Source organism: Bradyrhizobium sp. dw_411 (assembly GCF_018449695.1).
In the GTDB taxonomy this organism is placed as follows: Bacteria; Pseudomonadota; Alphaproteobacteria; order Rhizobiales; family Xanthobacteraceae; genus Bradyrhizobium.
Genome location: NZ_JAAVUY010000002.1, coordinates 1 through 16,157, shown reverse-complemented (window position 1 = coordinate 16,157; position 16,157 = coordinate 1). Strand labels below are relative to the sequence as shown.

The 16,157-nt window shown below is 60.2% G+C and carries 17 protein-coding genes; 8 read left to right on the top strand and 9 right to left on the bottom strand.

Going from position 1 to position 16,157, the window contains the following annotated elements; genetic code table 11:
• Nucleotides 1–53: 53 nt before the first annotated feature.
• Complete coding sequence (locus tag HB676_RS02735; RefSeq protein WP_213736139.1) at nt 54–857, bottom strand: FadR/GntR family transcriptional regulator; 804 nt, start codon at nt 855–857, stop codon at nt 54–56.
• Nucleotides 858–1,112: 255 nt separating this feature from the next.
• Between HB676_RS02735 and HB676_RS02730 the strand changes: the two genes are divergently transcribed.
• From HB676_RS02730 to HB676_RS02715, 4 genes are read left to right on the top strand one after another with little or no spacing between them, the layout of a single operon-like run.
• The gene (locus tag HB676_RS02730; RefSeq protein WP_213736138.1) at nt 1,113–2,504 is read left to right on the top strand and encodes a UbiD family decarboxylase; all 1,392 of its coding nucleotides are present in this window, start codon (nt 1,113–1,115) and stop codon (nt 2,502–2,504) included.
• A 40-nt stretch (nt 2,505–2,544) separates the two neighbouring features.
• A complete protein-coding gene (locus HB676_RS02725; protein WP_213736137.1) occupies nt 2,545–3,567 on the top strand; it encodes an ABC transporter substrate-binding protein in 1,023 nt (340 codons plus the stop codon).
• A gap of 32 nt (nt 3,568–3,599) precedes the next feature.
• Entirely contained in the window at nt 3,600–4,397 is a 798-nt protein-coding gene (locus HB676_RS02720; RefSeq protein ID WP_213736136.1) for an ABC transporter ATP-binding protein, read from the top strand.
• Nucleotides 4,394–5,176, top strand: coding sequence for an ABC transporter permease (locus HB676_RS02715; protein ID WP_213736135.1), 783 nt, complete (start codon nt 4,394–4,396; stop codon nt 5,174–5,176). Before HB676_RS02720 ends, HB676_RS02715 begins: the two co-directional genes overlap by 4 nt.
• A 16-nt stretch (nt 5,177–5,192) precedes the next feature.
• Here HB676_RS02715 and HB676_RS02710 read toward each other — a convergent pair whose 3' ends face one another.
• Nucleotides 5,193–6,059 carry an isocitrate lyase/phosphoenolpyruvate mutase family protein gene (locus tag HB676_RS02710; protein WP_213736134.1) on the bottom strand — a complete coding sequence of 289 codons (867 nt, stop codon included), beginning with the start codon at nt 6,057–6,059 and terminating at the stop codon, nt 5,193–5,195.
• Between HB676_RS02710 and HB676_RS33690 the strand changes: the two genes are divergently transcribed.
• Nucleotides 6,013–6,684, top strand: a complete 672-nt coding sequence (locus HB676_RS33690) for a hypothetical protein (protein WP_249780035.1) — start codon at nt 6,013–6,015, stop codon at nt 6,682–6,684. The genes HB676_RS02710 and HB676_RS33690 overlap by 47 nt on opposite strands.
• 18 nt (nt 6,685–6,702) lie before the next feature.
• Here HB676_RS33690 and HB676_RS02700 read toward each other — a convergent pair whose 3' ends face one another.
• Complete coding sequence (locus tag HB676_RS02700; RefSeq protein WP_213736133.1) at nt 6,703–7,836, bottom strand: alpha/beta fold hydrolase; 1,134 nt, start codon at nt 7,834–7,836, stop codon at nt 6,703–6,705.
• A 171-nt stretch (nt 7,837–8,007) separates the two neighbouring features.
• On the opposite strand from HB676_RS02700, the gene HB676_RS02695 reads away from it, so the two are divergent.
• Nucleotides 8,008–8,463: a MarR family winged helix-turn-helix transcriptional regulator gene (locus HB676_RS02695; RefSeq protein ID WP_213736132.1), complete on the top strand. Its 456-nt coding sequence runs from the start codon at nt 8,008–8,010 to the stop codon at nt 8,461–8,463.
• Nucleotides 8,464–8,496: 33 nt separating this feature from the next.
• On the opposite strand, the gene HB676_RS02690 is transcribed toward HB676_RS02695, so the two are convergent.
• The 6 genes from HB676_RS02690 to HB676_RS02665 all read right to left on the bottom strand — a co-directional run bounded on the left by HB676_RS02690 (nt 8,497) and on the right by HB676_RS02665 (nt 14,813).
• Entirely contained in the window at nt 8,497–9,390 is an 894-nt protein-coding gene (locus tag HB676_RS02690) for an MBL fold metallo-hydrolase (RefSeq protein ID WP_213736131.1), read from the bottom strand.
• A 40-nt stretch (nt 9,391–9,430) separates the two neighbouring features.
• Nucleotides 9,431–10,222 (bottom strand): alpha/beta hydrolase, encoded by a 792-nt coding sequence (locus HB676_RS02685; protein ID WP_213736130.1) that lies wholly within the window; start codon nt 10,220–10,222, stop codon nt 9,431–9,433.
• A 52-nt stretch (nt 10,223–10,274) separates the two neighbouring features.
• The gene (gene msrA / locus HB676_RS02680; protein ID WP_213736129.1) at nt 10,275–10,808 is read right to left on the bottom strand and encodes a peptide-methionine (S)-S-oxide reductase MsrA; all 534 of its coding nucleotides are present in this window, start codon (nt 10,806–10,808) and stop codon (nt 10,275–10,277) included.
• Nucleotides 10,809–10,994: 186 nt separating this feature from the next.
• Nucleotides 10,995–12,122 carry a catalase family protein gene (locus HB676_RS02675; RefSeq protein ID WP_213736581.1) on the bottom strand — a complete coding sequence of 376 codons (1,128 nt, stop codon included), beginning with the start codon at nt 12,120–12,122 and terminating at the stop codon, nt 10,995–10,997.
• A 211-nt stretch (nt 12,123–12,333) separates the two neighbouring features.
• Nucleotides 12,334–13,860 (bottom strand): FAD-dependent oxidoreductase, encoded by a 1,527-nt coding sequence (locus tag HB676_RS02670; protein ID WP_213736128.1) that lies wholly within the window; start codon nt 13,858–13,860, stop codon nt 12,334–12,336.
• A gap of 110 nt (nt 13,861–13,970) precedes the next feature.
• Nucleotides 13,971–14,813, bottom strand: coding sequence for an enoyl-CoA hydratase/isomerase family protein (locus HB676_RS02665; RefSeq protein ID WP_213736127.1), 843 nt, complete (start codon nt 14,811–14,813; stop codon nt 13,971–13,973).
• Between the two features lie 284 nt (nt 14,814–15,097).
• On the opposite strand from HB676_RS02665, the gene HB676_RS02660 reads away from it, so the two are divergent.
• Together HB676_RS02660 and HB676_RS02655 are read left to right on the top strand one after the other, a co-directional pair.
• Nucleotides 15,098–15,838: an SDR family oxidoreductase gene (locus tag HB676_RS02660; RefSeq protein WP_213736126.1), complete on the top strand. Its 741-nt coding sequence runs from the start codon at nt 15,098–15,100 to the stop codon at nt 15,836–15,838.
• Nucleotides 15,839–15,876: 38 nt separating this feature from the next.
• Nucleotides 15,877–16,157, top strand: a 281-nt coding sequence (locus HB676_RS02655; protein ID WP_213736125.1) for a RidA family protein, incomplete at its 3' end; no start/stop codon positions are given.

Genomic DNA, 16,157 nt, shown 5'->3' with positions numbered 1-16,157 from the left:
TGATCGATCGGAGCAAGTCAGGGGTATCCCGAATTGCTCCGATCGTCGTCGCATCATCTTTTGTTCGATGCTGTTTTGGCACGAATCGATCGTACCTGCCGCCGAGGCGCATACTCCGCGGCTCGCGACCCAAAATCCGCCTGCAACTGTCCGCCTTCGCTCAGCCGTCGCAAACTGCCATCCAGCACGCGGCGCACCGCCGTCCGTGCGCGCCGCTGATCCCCGGCCTTGATGGCCTCGAAGATCTCGCGGTGTTCCTGATAGGCCGCGATTTCGGTTTCCGGCCTCCGTGCCGAATTGCTGCGCGCCAGCGCAATCGACTCATGCAGATGCGGCTGAAGAAATTCCATGAAGCTGACAATCAGGGGATTGCGCGTCGCCTCTGCAATCGCACGGTGAAAAGCGAGGTCCGCCACCAACGCCTGATCGAACGACTTTGGCGACGGCTGCATCGCCTTTAAATGCTTGGTCATGACAGCGAGATCGCGCGCGGTCCGTCGCTTCGCCGCCAGGCTCGCCGCCTGCACTTCAACCCCCATCCGCAGTTCGAAGATTTCCAGCAGCGCCCGCCGCGTACCATTCGACTTGACTAGGCGAAACGGACGGGCCTTTGAATCATTCGCAACAAAAACCCCCTTGCCTTGTCGCGACGCGACCAGACCGTCTGCCTTGAGGCGGGACAGCGCTTCGCGGATCACGGTGATGCTGACACCGAACGCCTGGGCAAGATCCTTGCCGGCGGGAAGCTGCCGCCCCGGCGCGTATTTGCCACCGACGATGTGCTCGCGCAACGTCACGGTAATGCGATCGGTGAGGCTCTGCGGTGAGAGCGCCTGCTCGGCGCCTTTAGCGACCATGACGATTCTGTTCTCGTAACTTCATTGCAACATTTCACACATAAATCGCTTCCCCCACAACCGCGAACTGCACCGCGTTGCCGGACCGGCTACCGCATTCGCATCGCGCCCCATCCGCGCATACCGCCTGCCTTTGCGTTGTGCAGTCAGCCCAGAATCTGAGCGTCATAACGGGTGAAGTACCTGCAAAACAGGCTCGCCAGACCCGACTTATCATATAAGCTGATAAGATGAATTTCACGGAAGGAGCTGACCTTGACCAACGACAATCAAAGCTTGCGTGGATTTCTTGAAACCGTGGAACAGGAATTTCCCGAAGAAATTCTGCGAATCCGGGAGCCGGTCAGCCGCAACCTCGAAATGACCTCGGTAGTGTTTGAGCTGGATCGCCTCGGCAAGAGCCCGGTTGTGATCTTTGAAAATATCGAGGGCACCAAAACCCCTGTTGTGACCAACATTGCCGGTAATCGAAAGCTGCTGGCGCACTGCCTCAATGCCGAAGCCCGCAATCTGCCCACCGCGTTTCGCGATCGGTGCCAGAACTACATTCCCTGCGAAGTGGTCTCAAGGGGGGCGTGGGACGATATCGTGCTGGAGGGCGATCAGGTCGATCTCACCCAACTGCCGATTCCCTTTCAATTTTCAGTCGACGCCGCGCCCTATATCACCGCGGGCCAGATCTGCGCGCGCGATCCCGAAACCGGCGTCGACACGACAGGCTTTCATCGGCTGATGCTGAAAGGCAAGAACCGGCTCGGAATATCGCTGCATTCGCGCCGGCGCATGTATGAATTTCATCGGCGCGCCGAAGCGCGCGGCCAGTCGCTTCCCGCCGCGATCGTGATCGGAACCCATCCGCTGCATTACATGGGTTCGATGGTCTATGCCTATCCGCCTCATGTTCGAAAGTACGAAATCATCGGCGGATTGTTCGGCGAGCCGTATCGTCTGGCGCGTTGCGGCGTCAACAATATCGAAGTCCCGGCAGGCGCCGAAATCGTCATCGAGGGGGAGATTCTCGCAGGCGTGCACGAGCCGGAGGGTCCGTTCGGGGAATTCACCGGATATGCCTCTTATCGCAGCACGCAAAATGTCTTTGTCGCGCACCGGGTCCGGATGCGTCGCGACGCGCTGTTTCACAGCGTGGTTTCCGGCATGTCGCGCGACCACATCCTGATCTCCTGCATCACCCGCGAGGGTGAAATCCTCAATGCGCTGCGCCGCAACCTGCCCAATGTGAAAGCGGTGCACGTCCCGCACAAAACCTGCGGCGCGTTTCTTGCAATCGTCTCGATGAAGAAGATTGCAGAGGGCGAGCCGAAGATGGCGATGCTGACCGCGCTGGGAACCGAACTTTACACTAAGCACGTCATTGTGGTGGATGACGACGTCGACATCTTCGACATGGAAGATGTGATGTGGGCCGTCGCTACGCGAGTCCGCGCCGAGAAAGACATCTTCCTCGTGCCGGGCGTCAAATCGGCCATCATCGATCCGACCTCCGATCCCAAGACCTTTACGGTCACCAAAATGGGCATCGATGCGACCGCACCGCTCAATGAGAATTTCGCCGAACGCCTGACGATTTCCGACGCGCAGCGCACCAGGGCACGGCAAATTCTGGGTAACGCCGGCGTGACGGCCTGATCCCGGGAATCTCTCTCCATTATCCTTTCAGGAGAATAGCATGACATACCGACGCGGTCTTGCTTTGATCATCGCGGCCGTTCTCGCGATCATCTCGGCGCCCCAAGCCGCCAGCGCCCAAACAAAAATCCGTTTCACGCTCGACTGGATTCCCGGCGCCACCCACAGCGCTTTCTTCGTCGCGCTGCAGAAGGGCTACTACAAGGCCGAAGGCCTCGATGTCAGCATCGATCGCGGAAAGGGCTCGGCCGAAGTGGTCCGCCAGCTCGCATCCGACACCTACGACATGGGCTTCCCCGACATCAATGTCGTGCTGGATTTCAACTCGAAAAACCCGGGTCAGGCTTTTCCCGTGCTGATGAGCGGATACGAGCAGGCTCCGGCTGCGATCATCGTGTTGAAATCGAGCGGGATCACCGATCCCAAACAACTGAATGGCAAAAAACTGGGATCGGCGGCCAACGATGCCACATTCAAGCTGTTTCCGGTGTTCGCCGGCCAAACCGGCATCGATGTCTCCTCGATGCAGATCCAGAATATCGAGCCGAGCCTTCGCGAGGTCCTGCTGGTGCAGGGCAAGGTCGACGCGATCCCCGGGCAAATCTTCAATTCGCTGCTGGAACTGCAAGCCAAGGGCGTCAAGGAATCCGACATCGGCTACTTCATGTACAAGGATTATGGACTTCAGCTCTATGGCAATTCCGTTGCCGCATCGCCGCGCTTCCTCAAAGAAAAGCCCGAAGCCGTCAAAGGTTTCCTGCGCGCGACCGTCAAGGGCCTGCAGGACGTCGCCCGCGATCCCGAGCTGGGCGTGAAAGCCGCGCTGGCGTTCGAGCCGCTATTGAATGCTGATATCGAGCGCGAGCGGCTTCGTGTCGCGATGAACTGCTGCATTCTCACCGAGAATGTTAAAAAATCCGGCTATGGCGACATGGATGCGGAGCGGCTTGGCAAGATGATTGCGGTCATTTCCAAGGCCTACAATCTGCCGAGACAACCCACCGTGGCGGAAGTTTTCGATCCGTCCTTTCTGCCGCCGCTCAAGGATCGAATGATCCAGTAGCATTGCGATTATTTACCCCGAGAATTTGATCCATGACGTTTATCCAGCTGACCGATGTCGATCTGATCTATGGATCTGCTGGTTCAAACCCGGGTGAAGGCACGCTGGCGGTGTCTTCGGCCAATCTCAGCATCGCGCACGGCGAATTCCTCGCCCTTGTCGGGCCAAGCGGCTGCGGAAAATCGACCCTGCTCAAGCTGATTGCCGGGCTGGTCCGGCCCAATCGGGGCAGCGTCAAGGTCGATAATGAGGAAGTGATACGGCCGCTCAAGACGGTCGGCATGGCCTTCCAGAACGCGACGCTGCTGCCGTGGCGCAACATCCGCGACAATGTGATGCTGCCGCTGGAGATCGTCGAGCCCTACCGCAGCCGCCAGAAAGAGGACCGCGCGCAAAATCGCGACCGCGCGGAAACCCTGCTAGCCAAGGTCGGCCTGTCGGACTTCGCCGATCGCATGCCCTGGCAATTGTCGGGCGGCATGCAGCAGCGCGCGCAACTATGTCGCGCCCTGATCCACGAGCCCTCGATCCTGTTGCTCGACGAACCCTTCGCGGCGCTGGACACTTTTACGCGCGAAGAGTTGTGGGACGTGCTGCAGGAATTATGGGCTTTCCGCAAATGCACGATCGTGCTGGTGACGCATGAATTGCGTGAAGCCGTTTTTCTAGCACAAACCGTTCACGTCATGAGTGCGCGGCCCGGCCGGATCATCAAGAGCCGCTCCGTCGATCTGCCCCGCCCATGCACATTGGCGTCGACCTTCCAGCCGCATTTCGTCGAACTGGTCCAGGACCTGCGCAACCACATCGGCCCGGGAAAACAGCCATGAGCGCCAATTCGCTGCAACGCCTTGCGCCATGGCTGACCGCGGCCGTGCTGGTCGCCGCCTGGTGGCTGGCTGTGGTGGCGTTCGACATCAAGACGTTCGTGCTGCCGACCCCCTGGGAAGTGCTCAAGGCGCTGTATACCTATCGCTACGCGCTATTTATCAACGGCCTCGCAACACTCTCCACGACGCTGCTGGGTTTCGTGGTCGCCGTGGTGTTCGGGATGGCGCTTGGGATTGTCGTTGGCTCATCCCGCCTCGCCTACAGCGCGCTGTATCCATTGCTGGTCGGCTTCAACAGCGTGCCGAAAGCCGCATTGGTGCCGATCTTCGTGATCTGGTTCGGCACCGGCACCGTGCCCGCGGTAATCACTGCGTTCATGCTCTCGTTCTTCCCGATCGTCGCCAATATCGCGACCGCATTTGCGACGATCGAACCGGAACTGCTGGAGGTGATGCGGTCGCTCGGCGCCTCGCAGCGTGATATGACGGTCAAGATCGGAATCCCGCGATCGATGCCCTATTTCTTCGCCTCGTTGAAGATCGCGGTGACGCTGGCGTTTGTCGGCTCCGTGATCGCGGAAATCGTTGCCGGCAACAACGGCATCGGCAATGTGATGCTGATCGCGAGCTCGAATTTCAACGTCTCGCTGGTATTCGCGGCCCTCTTCGTCGTCGGCATCATGGGCGTCGGCATGTATGCGATTTTCGATATCTTTGAACGCCGCATGACGGCATGGTCGGTGCGAGGCTCGGCAACGCTTCAGCAATTTGGCGGCTGAACTACCGCCGACGCCATCATGAACGATAGCGGCGCTCGAGTTCGTCGTATTTTGGTTTCGCGACCGCCTGCTGCCGGACTTCAAAATCGGCCAGACGATCGGCCACGGAAGCGAGCGAGCCGTCGCGTTGCAACGCGGCCAGCACATCGTGCGAGGCTTTGAGCGCCGCCTGCAAGGCAGCGTTGGCATAAAGCACGCAGCCGAAACCGAGTTCTGCGAATTTCTCCCGTCCCAATTCCGGGGTGCGGCCACCGAACACCATGTTAGCGACCTGCGGTACGGAAAGCGCGCCGGCGATCTCGGCCAACTCCTCGGCAGAGATCGGCGCTTCGACGAAGGTCACATCGGCGCCGGCTTCGATCATCGCACCGGCCCGATCGATCGCGGCCTGCAGCCCGAGGATCGCCCGCGCGTCGGTGCGCGCCACGATCTGCAGATCGCCATCGCGGCGGGTATCGACGGCGGCCTTGATCTTCGACAGCATCTCTTCCAGGGGAACGACCGCCTTGCCGTCGAAATGACCACACTTCTTCGGGAAAACCTGATCCTCGATCTGAAGTCCGGCAGCGCCCGCCCGCTCCAGCACCTTCACGGTACGCACCATATTGACTGCATTGCCGAAGCCGGTATCGGCGTCGACCAGCAACGGCACCGCAACAGCGTCGGCGATGGCTGCGACGTGGCCCGCTATTTCCGTCAGCGTGGTCAAGCCGATATCGGGCGCGCCGAGATACATGTTGGCGACGCCCGCTCCCGTGACATACACGGCTTCATAGCCGAGATCCTCGATGATCCGGGCAAACAGGCCGTTCGCGGCGCCCGGAAGGATCGTCGCCTTGCGTTTGGTGAATATCGTCTTGAGGATTGTTGTTGGATTTGCCATGCTGTGTCTCCTGTCGCGAGAAAACAATTCAGTCCGTGCGGCGCGCAACGCGCCCGCCGAAGCGCAGCATCAATGTGTTGGCCGCAATCGCCATCACCACAACAGGGAAAAGCCGATCCGCAGACCATCGACGATATCCGGCAGGCAGGCCGGCACCAATACCCAAAGCATTGCGCGGTCCGGCGAAAGCCGCAACACTTTTGCCATCCGGATCAGCACCACGGGCAGGCTGCGCACCGCGATTTTTAAGGGTTATTCGGTAAAAATCAATGTCTCCGCGCTTGGCGCAGCAAGCGCGACCACCCTGCGCCGACTTCGCGACGAACTCATGAAAGGCTTCATGTCAAAGCGCATCGACAAATCATGGACCGTCTTTGTCAGCGTCGAGAATTCCGACCACGACCGATGCGTCGATATTTTCTCGCGACCGGACGGCAGCTACGGGTTCGAGGAATTTCGGCGAGACGTCGAAGACCGCGGGGAATGGACGCCGGTGCAGTACTATTCAGACGTCACCTACCGTTCAGCAGACCAAGCCCTGGACACGGCTGAGCGAACCGTACCGTGGCTGGGCGATGTTCTCGCGCGGCAACCGGAACTCAGGAAACGTATCGGTTCGGGTTAGGCCAGGGTCAGCGACGGATCAATCGCCCAGTTCGCGCATGAACTCAGCGACATGCTTTGACCAAAGCTCCGGGTGAGCCATCGTCAGATGGCCGAATGACTCCGGCGAGCCCGGTTGCACGACGTAACGGCCGTTCTTGACGCGCGGCGTCAACGTCTCGAGTAAATTCAATTCGTCCGGATTGAACTCGTCGTCACCGAAATTCAACGCGAACAGTTTTGCCTTTATCTTGCCGAGTTCCGGCTCGGGATCGTAATCGGCCGACGATTTGAGCGAGTAGAGCACATCCGTGGGATTTGCCGCCGCCGACTGCGCCTTGGCTTCGGCGATGAACTTGTCCGCACCGGCGCCATCTGGCGCAATCGCCTGCATATGCGGAACGCCGTCGATCATCAGGCGCAGCAATTCATAGGCCTGGGTCCAGCCCCTCAACGAGCCTTTATAGTTGCCATCGTTCCACTCGGGATCGCCCTTGATGTAATCGATCGCCATCCGGCGCCAGATCAGATTCCGCCCCGACACCTTGATGGGTAGCGTCACGACGGGCATCACGCCATCCATCGCATCGGGATAGGCTTCCGCCCATTGCCACGCGTTCATGCCGCCCATCGACATCCCCAGGATGGCGTGAAGGCGTTTGATGCCGAGCGTCTCGGTCACCAGCCGGTGCTGCAGATCCACCATGTCGAGGTAGCCGTAATTCGGGAATTTGGTTCGCAGTCCGTCGCTCGGCTTGCTCGACCGGCCATGGCCGACATTGTCGGTGAAGATCAGATAGTATTTCTGAGCGTCCAGCGGCTGACCGGGATCGTACAGGCTTTTCGTGTAGAGCGGCGTCAGCACCGCGCGGCTGTCGGCCCCGGTCCAATGCTGGACCAGCACCGCATTGTCGACTTCGCCGTCTTTCCCGCGATGCGGCGTCCCCATGGTCGCGTAGTGGATGCGAACCTTGTCGAGTTTCTCGCCGCTTCTGAAGGTGTAATTCTCATAATCGACATCGGCCTGTTTGGCGGCGGGATTGTCGCCCCCACCCCATGGTCCGGAATTTTGGGCGGTCGCGGTGCCGACCATCCCTGATCCGCACAACAACGCCCCGACCCCGGCGGCGACCATGGTCCATGTACGAAGTTTCTCCTGAAATGCAGTCGACATGGATCATGCTCCCGTTCAGTCGCTGTAAAACACGTAGTCTATATATAGGCATATGCCTTATATGAGTCTAATGTTTTTATGGCGAGTTCTGATGAGATTCTCTCACCTATGAAGTTTGTTATTTCCAGATGTCCGCATATTCCTATATCTATCCCTCGGAGGAATTTTCCGATGAGCAAGGCGAACCACGGCGATACATCGATCTGTCACGCTTCGGCGCTGCGCAAGGCGTCACGGCGCTTGTCGCAGCTTTACGATGCCGCGCTCGCCCCGACGGGGCTTACCATCACGCAATATGGCCTGTTGACCGAATTGCAGAAGCGCGGAGACAAGGCGCCGACGGTGACGGAGCTTGCCGCCGCGATGGTGATGGAGCGGTCAGGCCTCGGCCATACGCTCGATCCGCTGGAACGCGATGGATATATCGCGCTGGCTGTGAGCGCGCAGGATGCGCGGTCGCGACAGGTGGTGCTGACGGTTCGGGGCAAGGTGATTCAGGCAAAAGCCCGCAAGCTCTGGCTGCAGGCACAGGAAAAATTCGCCGAGGTCGTCGGCAACACCGAGGCCAACAAGCTGCAGGAGACGCTGCTGTCGATTGCCCATGACGACCGCCTTGGTTCGATTTGAGATCCAGCCAACCGCCCGGATCGACAAACGAAACTAGATCTTCGGTGCTTCCATCGCGTGGACCCATGCTTCCGGATAAAGCTGATAGGCGTCGCCGCGCCGGGAGAGCCGCGCGAAGGACGGGAAATGCAGATGCATTCCGGCGATCAACACCCTGTCGGCGCTGACCCGATCGAACATGCGCTTGCGGGAAGCCGCGGCTGCGTCGAGATCGGTATCGAAGGCCATGCCCGCTACCGGCAACGCGGTTTGCACTTCCGGCACATGGACCGTGTCACCCCAGATCATCAACTGCTCATTGCCAGATGACACGAGATAGGCGGTGTGACCCGGTGTGTGACCGTGACTAGGCACAGCGGTCACGCCCGGAAAGACTTCGCCCTGCTTGAACAGCCGCGTCTGCTTCTTGTACGGCGCGACCTGTTCGCGGCCCGCCTGGAAAAACAGCTTCTTTGCCCGCTCATCGGCCTTCGCCATCGCGCCATCGTCGAACCAGTGCGGCAATTCGTTCTCGTGCATGACGAGTTCCGCATTTGGAAACAGCAATTGGTCGTTGGACATGTCGGTCAGCCCGGCCGAATGATCCGGGTGCATATGCGTGAGCAGCACCGTATCGATCGATCCGGGATCGATACCGGCGGCCGCGAGGTTGCGCTGAACGAAGCCCGCGGTCGGCTGCATATAATTGCCGGACCCGGTGTCGATCAGCGCCAGGCGGCCCTTTGAATGGATCAGGAATGTGTTGACGCTGGTGCGCCGCGCCGGCCGGAAGGCATCGCGCAGGATCTGGCTTGCCTTTTCGAGATCGACATTGCGCATCACGTCGAGGGTGCTGTCGAGATAACCGTCGCTGATCGCGGTGACGACGATGTCGCCGATCTTGCGGTGATAGACGCCGGGAATCTGCTGTGCTGGTACCGGGTTCATGCCGGGAGCCCTTGCTGTGATGAAGACATGGCCGGACACATTAAGCGCCGACCGATTTCAGGAAATCGTGGATGCAATCAGCGATCAGATCGGGCGTCTGCACCGCCATATAATGCCCGGTACGGACTTCGATGTAGCGCGCGCCGGGGATGGTTTTGGCAACGGCTTCGGCCATTGGCGGCGGGCGCACGCGATCAAGACTGCCGCCGATCACCAGCACCGGACAACGAAGCATGGCCAGTTCGTTCTGCATGTCGGCGCCCGCCAGCATCCGCCAGATCGCCGCATAGCTGCCGGGGTCGTTACCGAGCCAGCGTGCCTGGAAACGCTCAAAGCGCTTAAGATCGCCGCGAAGCTCCGGCGCGTAACCATTCAGCATCGCACTTTCGACGGCCAATGCCATACCGGCGGCCTCGATCTGCGCGACGCGCTCGAGGGCGGCCGCACGGCGATCCGCCGCGATGCCGGTCGCCGGACTACCCACCACGACGGCGCTTGTGCGCTCCGGGTACCGGGCGGCGAAATGCAACGCAATCGCCCCACCGACGGCGACGCCGGCCAGCGCGACCTTGCCGGTGATCCCGAGCGCATCCAGCAACGCGATAATATCGGCAGCCATGGTATCGAGGGCAAGCATGCCGCGTACTTTCTGCGACAGCCCCGCCCCGCGGGTGTCGTAACGCAACACGCGGCAGGATCCTGCGAAACGCGGGACGATCTCGTCCCAGCTTTCAAGCGAGCCGCCCATTTCGTGCACCAGCACCAGCGTGCGGTCGCCCTTGCCGCTTAGCTCATAGCGCAGCGCGACGCCGTCCAGTTCGATAAAATCCATGCTGCGTTCAGGTCCCCGTTCGTCAGGACGCCAGGATGGCCTTACCGATCGCTTATCTCGCCGCCACCTTCTGATCGGCCACCTGTCTGTGCGGCAGCTTCCAGTCCGGCCGTATGAAGTGACAGGTATAGCCATCCGGATACCGCTCCAGGTAATCCTGATGCTCGGGCTCGGCTTCCCAGAACGGTCCGGCGGGGGCCACCTCGGTAACAACCTTGCCCGGCCAAAGACCGGAGGCATTGACATCGGCGATGGTATCTTCCGCGACCCGCTTCTGCTCGTCATTGGTATAGAAAATCGCCGAGCGGTAGCTCGCGCCCCTGTCATTCCCCTGACGGTTCAGCGTGCTTGGATCGTGGATCTGGAAAAAGAACTCCAGCAGTTGACGATAGCTGATGATCTGCGGATCAAAGCTGATCTCGATGGCCTCGGCATGATTGCCGTGGTTGCGATAGGTCGCGTTCGGCACTTCGCCGCCGGTATAGCCCACCCTCGTTGAAATCACGCCGGGATATCGGCGCAGCAGATCCTGAACACCCCAAAAGCAGCCGCCGGCAAGCACTGCACGTTCCGTCGAAACCGTCATGTCTCTCCTCCTCTACTGCGTTGCGGGGGTCGCTTTGGAGACTTCCTTAAAGGCGCATAATGAGGCCGAACGATGCCATTCGCAATCGTATAACCGGACGCTGCTCCGGCCATCTATACAAAGATACTTGTCCTGCATGCCCTCGGAGAGGTCGCTTCGCGGCCAACGCCACCGCGCCGGCGACACTCACTCCTCAAAAGACGCCATCTCCCGCGGCTCCCGGATGACGCGGCCATTCTTCTCGGCGCGGAATTTCCTGGCCGCTTCATAGACCGCCTTTCGGGCGCGCATAATCCCGCCGAGCGGCCGATGCATGGCGAGCCCGTGCCAGGGAGCAAACGACATACCGTCATCGACCGCTGACGACCTGGCGTCACTCCACGCCAACTGCGGCGCGACCGTTATGCAGCCAATACGCCGGAACGGACTGATCTCCTCGGGCCAGACCACCGCGGCATTCTCGATCGGCATATGTTCAAGGTCGGTGCATAGCTGCGACCTGACCTCCCATTCACCGCCATTTTTTCTGAAAAACTCCACGACTGCCGCTCGAATTCCGTTGGGAACGCCGTTGACGTTCAGGGCCGCCTGCGTGATGGCCTTTAGCTCTGGCGATGCAGGCGCCACGGAAATCTTCGCGATGTAGTCGCCAAATCGAATTGGGGCCTGACTGTAAAAGGTTTCGCCGAGAGGATGGGTTTCCGGCTGGCCGCCAAGGGTCGCCACGGTCACATTCGGTTGCCCGCTGACCGCAACAATGACCTTCTGGACCTGGCGCATGATCGCGGAGAGCGCCTTCTTGAGCCCTTGTGCACGATCGGTGGTTTTTGCCAGCAGCTTTATAACCGCCAGAAATTTCTTTGGATTCGGGGCTCCAAAGGCCGGACCGTTGACCAGCACGAAATCCTGCGTAACGTCTTTCTCGGATCCTTCAAGCCGCTCGCCTTCCACGCCGATCACTTTTATGGCCATTCCACGTGGCGTGGATACGCTGTCATCCAGGATATCTCCCGGGACCGTGGAAATCCGTATCACGACAGGATAGCGACGTGGCTTTGCGAACAGGCCCTGGGCAAGTTCAGCCGGCAAGCCCGCGTCCACTTCCAGATAGCCCTGCAAAATTCCATGGCTCTTGGCGTGAACGCTCCTGATCGCATGACCGCCATCGGCCAGCGTCTTTTCATTGACGTAACGCATGGTTGAGATCAGCCCCTGAATAGTTTCGGCTTCATCGGGCTCGGGCCGTTCCACCGCGGGATTAAACCGAACGGGAATTTTGAACTGAAGATCGGGGATTTTCGCTGCCTGGTTCATGGGAGCCTCGATTGGTCGTTCTACAAGGGCCCGACGAAGCGGCTGACGGTCGGGCGGCAAAAGCAAGTCGCCAGGAGTCACTCGGCTGCTCCAGACAAGTGACTCCTATGCGTTTATCGATGCTGCTTCTGTCGTGCTTTTGCTGCGTTACATCGTGCTGCGCGGCGCTGCCGCCGGAAATGCGCGGCACCGCCGAACCAGAGAACGGAGATTAAACTGCCGTCGCTCTTTCCATCGCCAATTCAGCCTCAAGACTGGCCATATCCCGATAGATCGAGGCCACCGCGAGCACGCGACCCTTGCTCTTGTATTTCAGCAGGCAATCCCTGCCCTTGATGTCGCCGTCGATCGCGATCTCGTCCCATTTTTCGGCGTGACCGACATAGTTGATCGGCACGTCGTAGTGCTGGCTCCAGAAAAACGGCACCGCGTCGAACGTTTCGCGCTGTCCCAGCATATTGCGCGCGGCGGTCTGTCCCTGACGTTCAGCGACGACCCAGTGTTCGACCCGGATGTTTTCAAGGGAATGCGGATCGGGCCAGCGCGCGATGTCGCCCGCCGCGTAGATGCCGGGAGCGCTTGTTTCCAGAAATGCGTTCACGACGACGCCACGGTCAAGTGCAAGGCCGGCCTGCTCGGCCAGCGCCAACCGCGGACGCACCCCCACGCCGACAACGATCAGATCCGCTTCCAGCACGCCGCCGCTCTTGAGCGTCGCGCGTTGGCCGTCGATCGCGACCACGGTATCCCCAAGGTGAAAGATGACGCCGTGCTCCTCATGCAAGGCGCGGACAAAATCGCCCATCTCGGGACCCAGTATGCGTTCCATCGGCCGCTGCTCGGGGGCGACGATGTGAACCTCGATGTCGCGCGCGCGCAAAGCCGCCGCCGCCTCAAGACCGATAAAACTGGCGCCGATCACGATCGCGCGGCGCGCCCCGCTCGCAGAATCGATGATCGCCCGGCAATCCGCCAGCGTGCGCAGCGTATGGACATGCCGCTGGTCCGCACCGGGGATAGGCAACCGAACCGGTTCAGCACCCGTCGCCAACAGCAGACGATCATAGGGAATATTGCCGCCGCCAGCGACGACAACATTGCGTGCAGCAACATCGATGGAGGTCACCTCAGCTTTGAGCCGCAGGTCGATGCCGGCTTCCGCGTAATAGTTGTCAGGCCGCAGCGGCAACCAGTCCTCCGGCGCGCTGCCGGCCAGGTAGTCCTTTGACAGGTTCGGTCGATCGACCGGCGGCGCCGTATCGCCGCTTAGCATTACAATATCGCCGCCAAACTCCTGCCGCCGCAGCATTTCGGCCGCGGCAAAGCCGGCCGCACCGCCGCCGATGATCACGATCCTGCCGGGCGCACCGCCCGCTTCCCTGCCGCGGGACTTCGGCTGCTCGCGCTTTTGTCGAACGAAGATGCGATCGCCCTCGTGCTCCACCTGCCAGACCGCGAGCGGCGTCAGCGCCGGCGCGCGGGATGCTTCTCCGGTGCGTAAATCGAAACACGCGTGATGCCAGGGACAACGAATGCCCTCCCCGACCACAAGTCCCTCTGCGAGCGGCCCATGGTAATGACTGCAATGTGCGTCGATCGCAAAAACCTCCGCAACCGAGCGCACCAGCAACACATCCTGATCGCCGACATGTCCAAGCAAGGTCTCGCCGGTGAAGTCGCTTGATGCAACGCCTTGTGCGAGGTCCGGCCCGGCGGGCGGGGTTTGCTCTTCAGCCATGTTCGCTCCCTATGCTGTCGTAGAGATATCGGCGAGCGGCATTCTATACCAGCTCGCCGTGCCGAGAAACTCCCGGCGCGTCAGGCTGAGAAGTCCCCGAATTTCCACGGCTACGAATTCCCGAGTTGGCCGACATAATGGCCAAGCCGCGTCTCGACGTCGCCCGGCTGATGAAAGCCGAGTTCCATCAACTTGCTAATTCGCGCCTGCGTGGCGGGGCGCTGCAGCGACGAAATGAAAGCGTCCCATTCCGGCGCGATTTCGGCGTCGGGCGGCAGGCTGGCGATATTGACCAGTCGTTTTGTTTCAGCGATCGCATGCTTATCGAAAGATGCAATTCTCACTGCAAGCGCATCGACAAACGCGTCAAGCTCGGAATCCGGCAGCGAACGGTTCACATAACCGTACATCTGCGCGATATCCCCATTGATATCGTCAGCGCCCAGCAGCACTTCCAGCGCCCGGCCACGGCCCATCAAACGCGGCAATCTCGCCATCGGACCGCCGCCGGGCACCAATCCGGCGCCGACCTCCCATTGCGACAGAATGGCCTTTTCCCGGCTCGCAAACCGCAGATCACTGGCGAGAGCAAGCTCACTCCCCACGCCGGTCGCGCGCCCGCGAATGGATGCAATCGAAACCACGGGCGCACGGCTGAGGCGCGCCAGCATGTCCGGCAAAGGCTGCAGGCCGGTTTGGCCAAGCGGCAGGCTCGTCGTTTCCTCAAGCTTCGACAGGAAATCATAATGCGTCAGAAAGACACCTTCGATCGCGCTGTCGAAAACCACCACTTTCACACGATCATCGGATTCGATGGCCTCGATGATCGCTTCCAATTGCGGGATCTCTTTCGGACCAAAGATATTCAGTGGGGGTAGATCAAACGTGACCCGCCAGTAAGACGGCAAATGCCGCTCAAGCCTGATCTGGCGGTCGCTGTTGGGTTTGCTCATTTGCTTGCTCCTGAAAATGGATGAGACGATCCGTCCCCTGTCGGCCTCAGTACTTGTCCGAACACGGCCGGACCATTCAACGCAGGTTCTGTTGCGCCATACGTTAGTGTTAGTCGCGACCATTTCGCGCGACCGCCCGACTCATACATTGATATGAGTCGCCCCTTCCCAAGGCTGAATGGCAGATCGAAGGATTGCGTCGCAGATTACGGCGATCGGAACCGCAATCGTCGGGCCTCGCCAGTGCGCTGGCGTACTGGATTCAATCGAACTGGAGAAGGACGATGAGCCTGGAAGTTTCAAATACGCAGAAAACGGTGATCGTGACCGGGGGATCGCAGGGGATTGGAGCCGGCGCCGTCAGGGCTTTTCTGGATCGCGGCTATCGGGTGGTAGCGAGCTCCCGCACCATCACCAGATCGCACCAGTTCGAGGCGTCGGACAGACTGGCATTGGTCGACGGAAACATCTCCGAAGCCAAAACGGCAGAGGCGATCGTGGGCGCGGCCGTCAGCAAATTCGGATCGATCGATGCGCTAATCAACAACGCCGGCATCTATTTCTCGAAGTCCTTTGTCGAATACACCATCGACGACCTGCGCGCGTTGACCGCCGTCAACATCGAGGGCTTTCTCTTCATCAGCCAGCTTGCGATCAAGCGGATGCTGGCTCAGAAATCCGGCGGCAGCATCGTCAATATCTCATCGACAATGGCGGGGCACCCGATCGCCGGAGCAAACGCGTCAATTCCGATGATCACCAAGGGCGGCCTCGAAGCCGTCACCCGAAGTCTGGCGATCGAATACGCCAAACAGGGTATCCGCGTGAACGCGGTCGCGCCGGGTATCGTCGATACGCCGATGCACACCAATAATCCCAAGGATGTCCTCAAGACGTTGCAGCCGATGGGGCAGATTTCCAGCGTCAAAGATATCGTCGACGCGATCGTCTATCTGAGCGAAGCCGGCCAGGTCACCGGGGAGGTGTTGCACGTCGATGGCGGCGCACATGTCGGCAAATGGTAGTTCTCGAAAACGCCAGGCCAGCCAGCGCCGAGCGATGGTTGAAGGAATTTTCCATCAAGCTGCCGGCGCCACCTCAACCGTTCGGTGTTTATGTGGAAGCCGTGCAGACCGGAAACCTGCTTTTCCTGACCGGCATGTTGCCGACGGAAGGCCGCGAGGCAAAATTCATCGGGCGGATCGGCGCGGAGCTCGATGTCGAAACCGGACAAAAAGCAGCGCGTCTTGCGGCCCTCAACGGTCTCGCCGTGGCGCGGCAGCATCTGGGATCACTCGATCGGGTGACGCGGATCGTGCGGCTTGGTGTATCGGTGGTCACCTC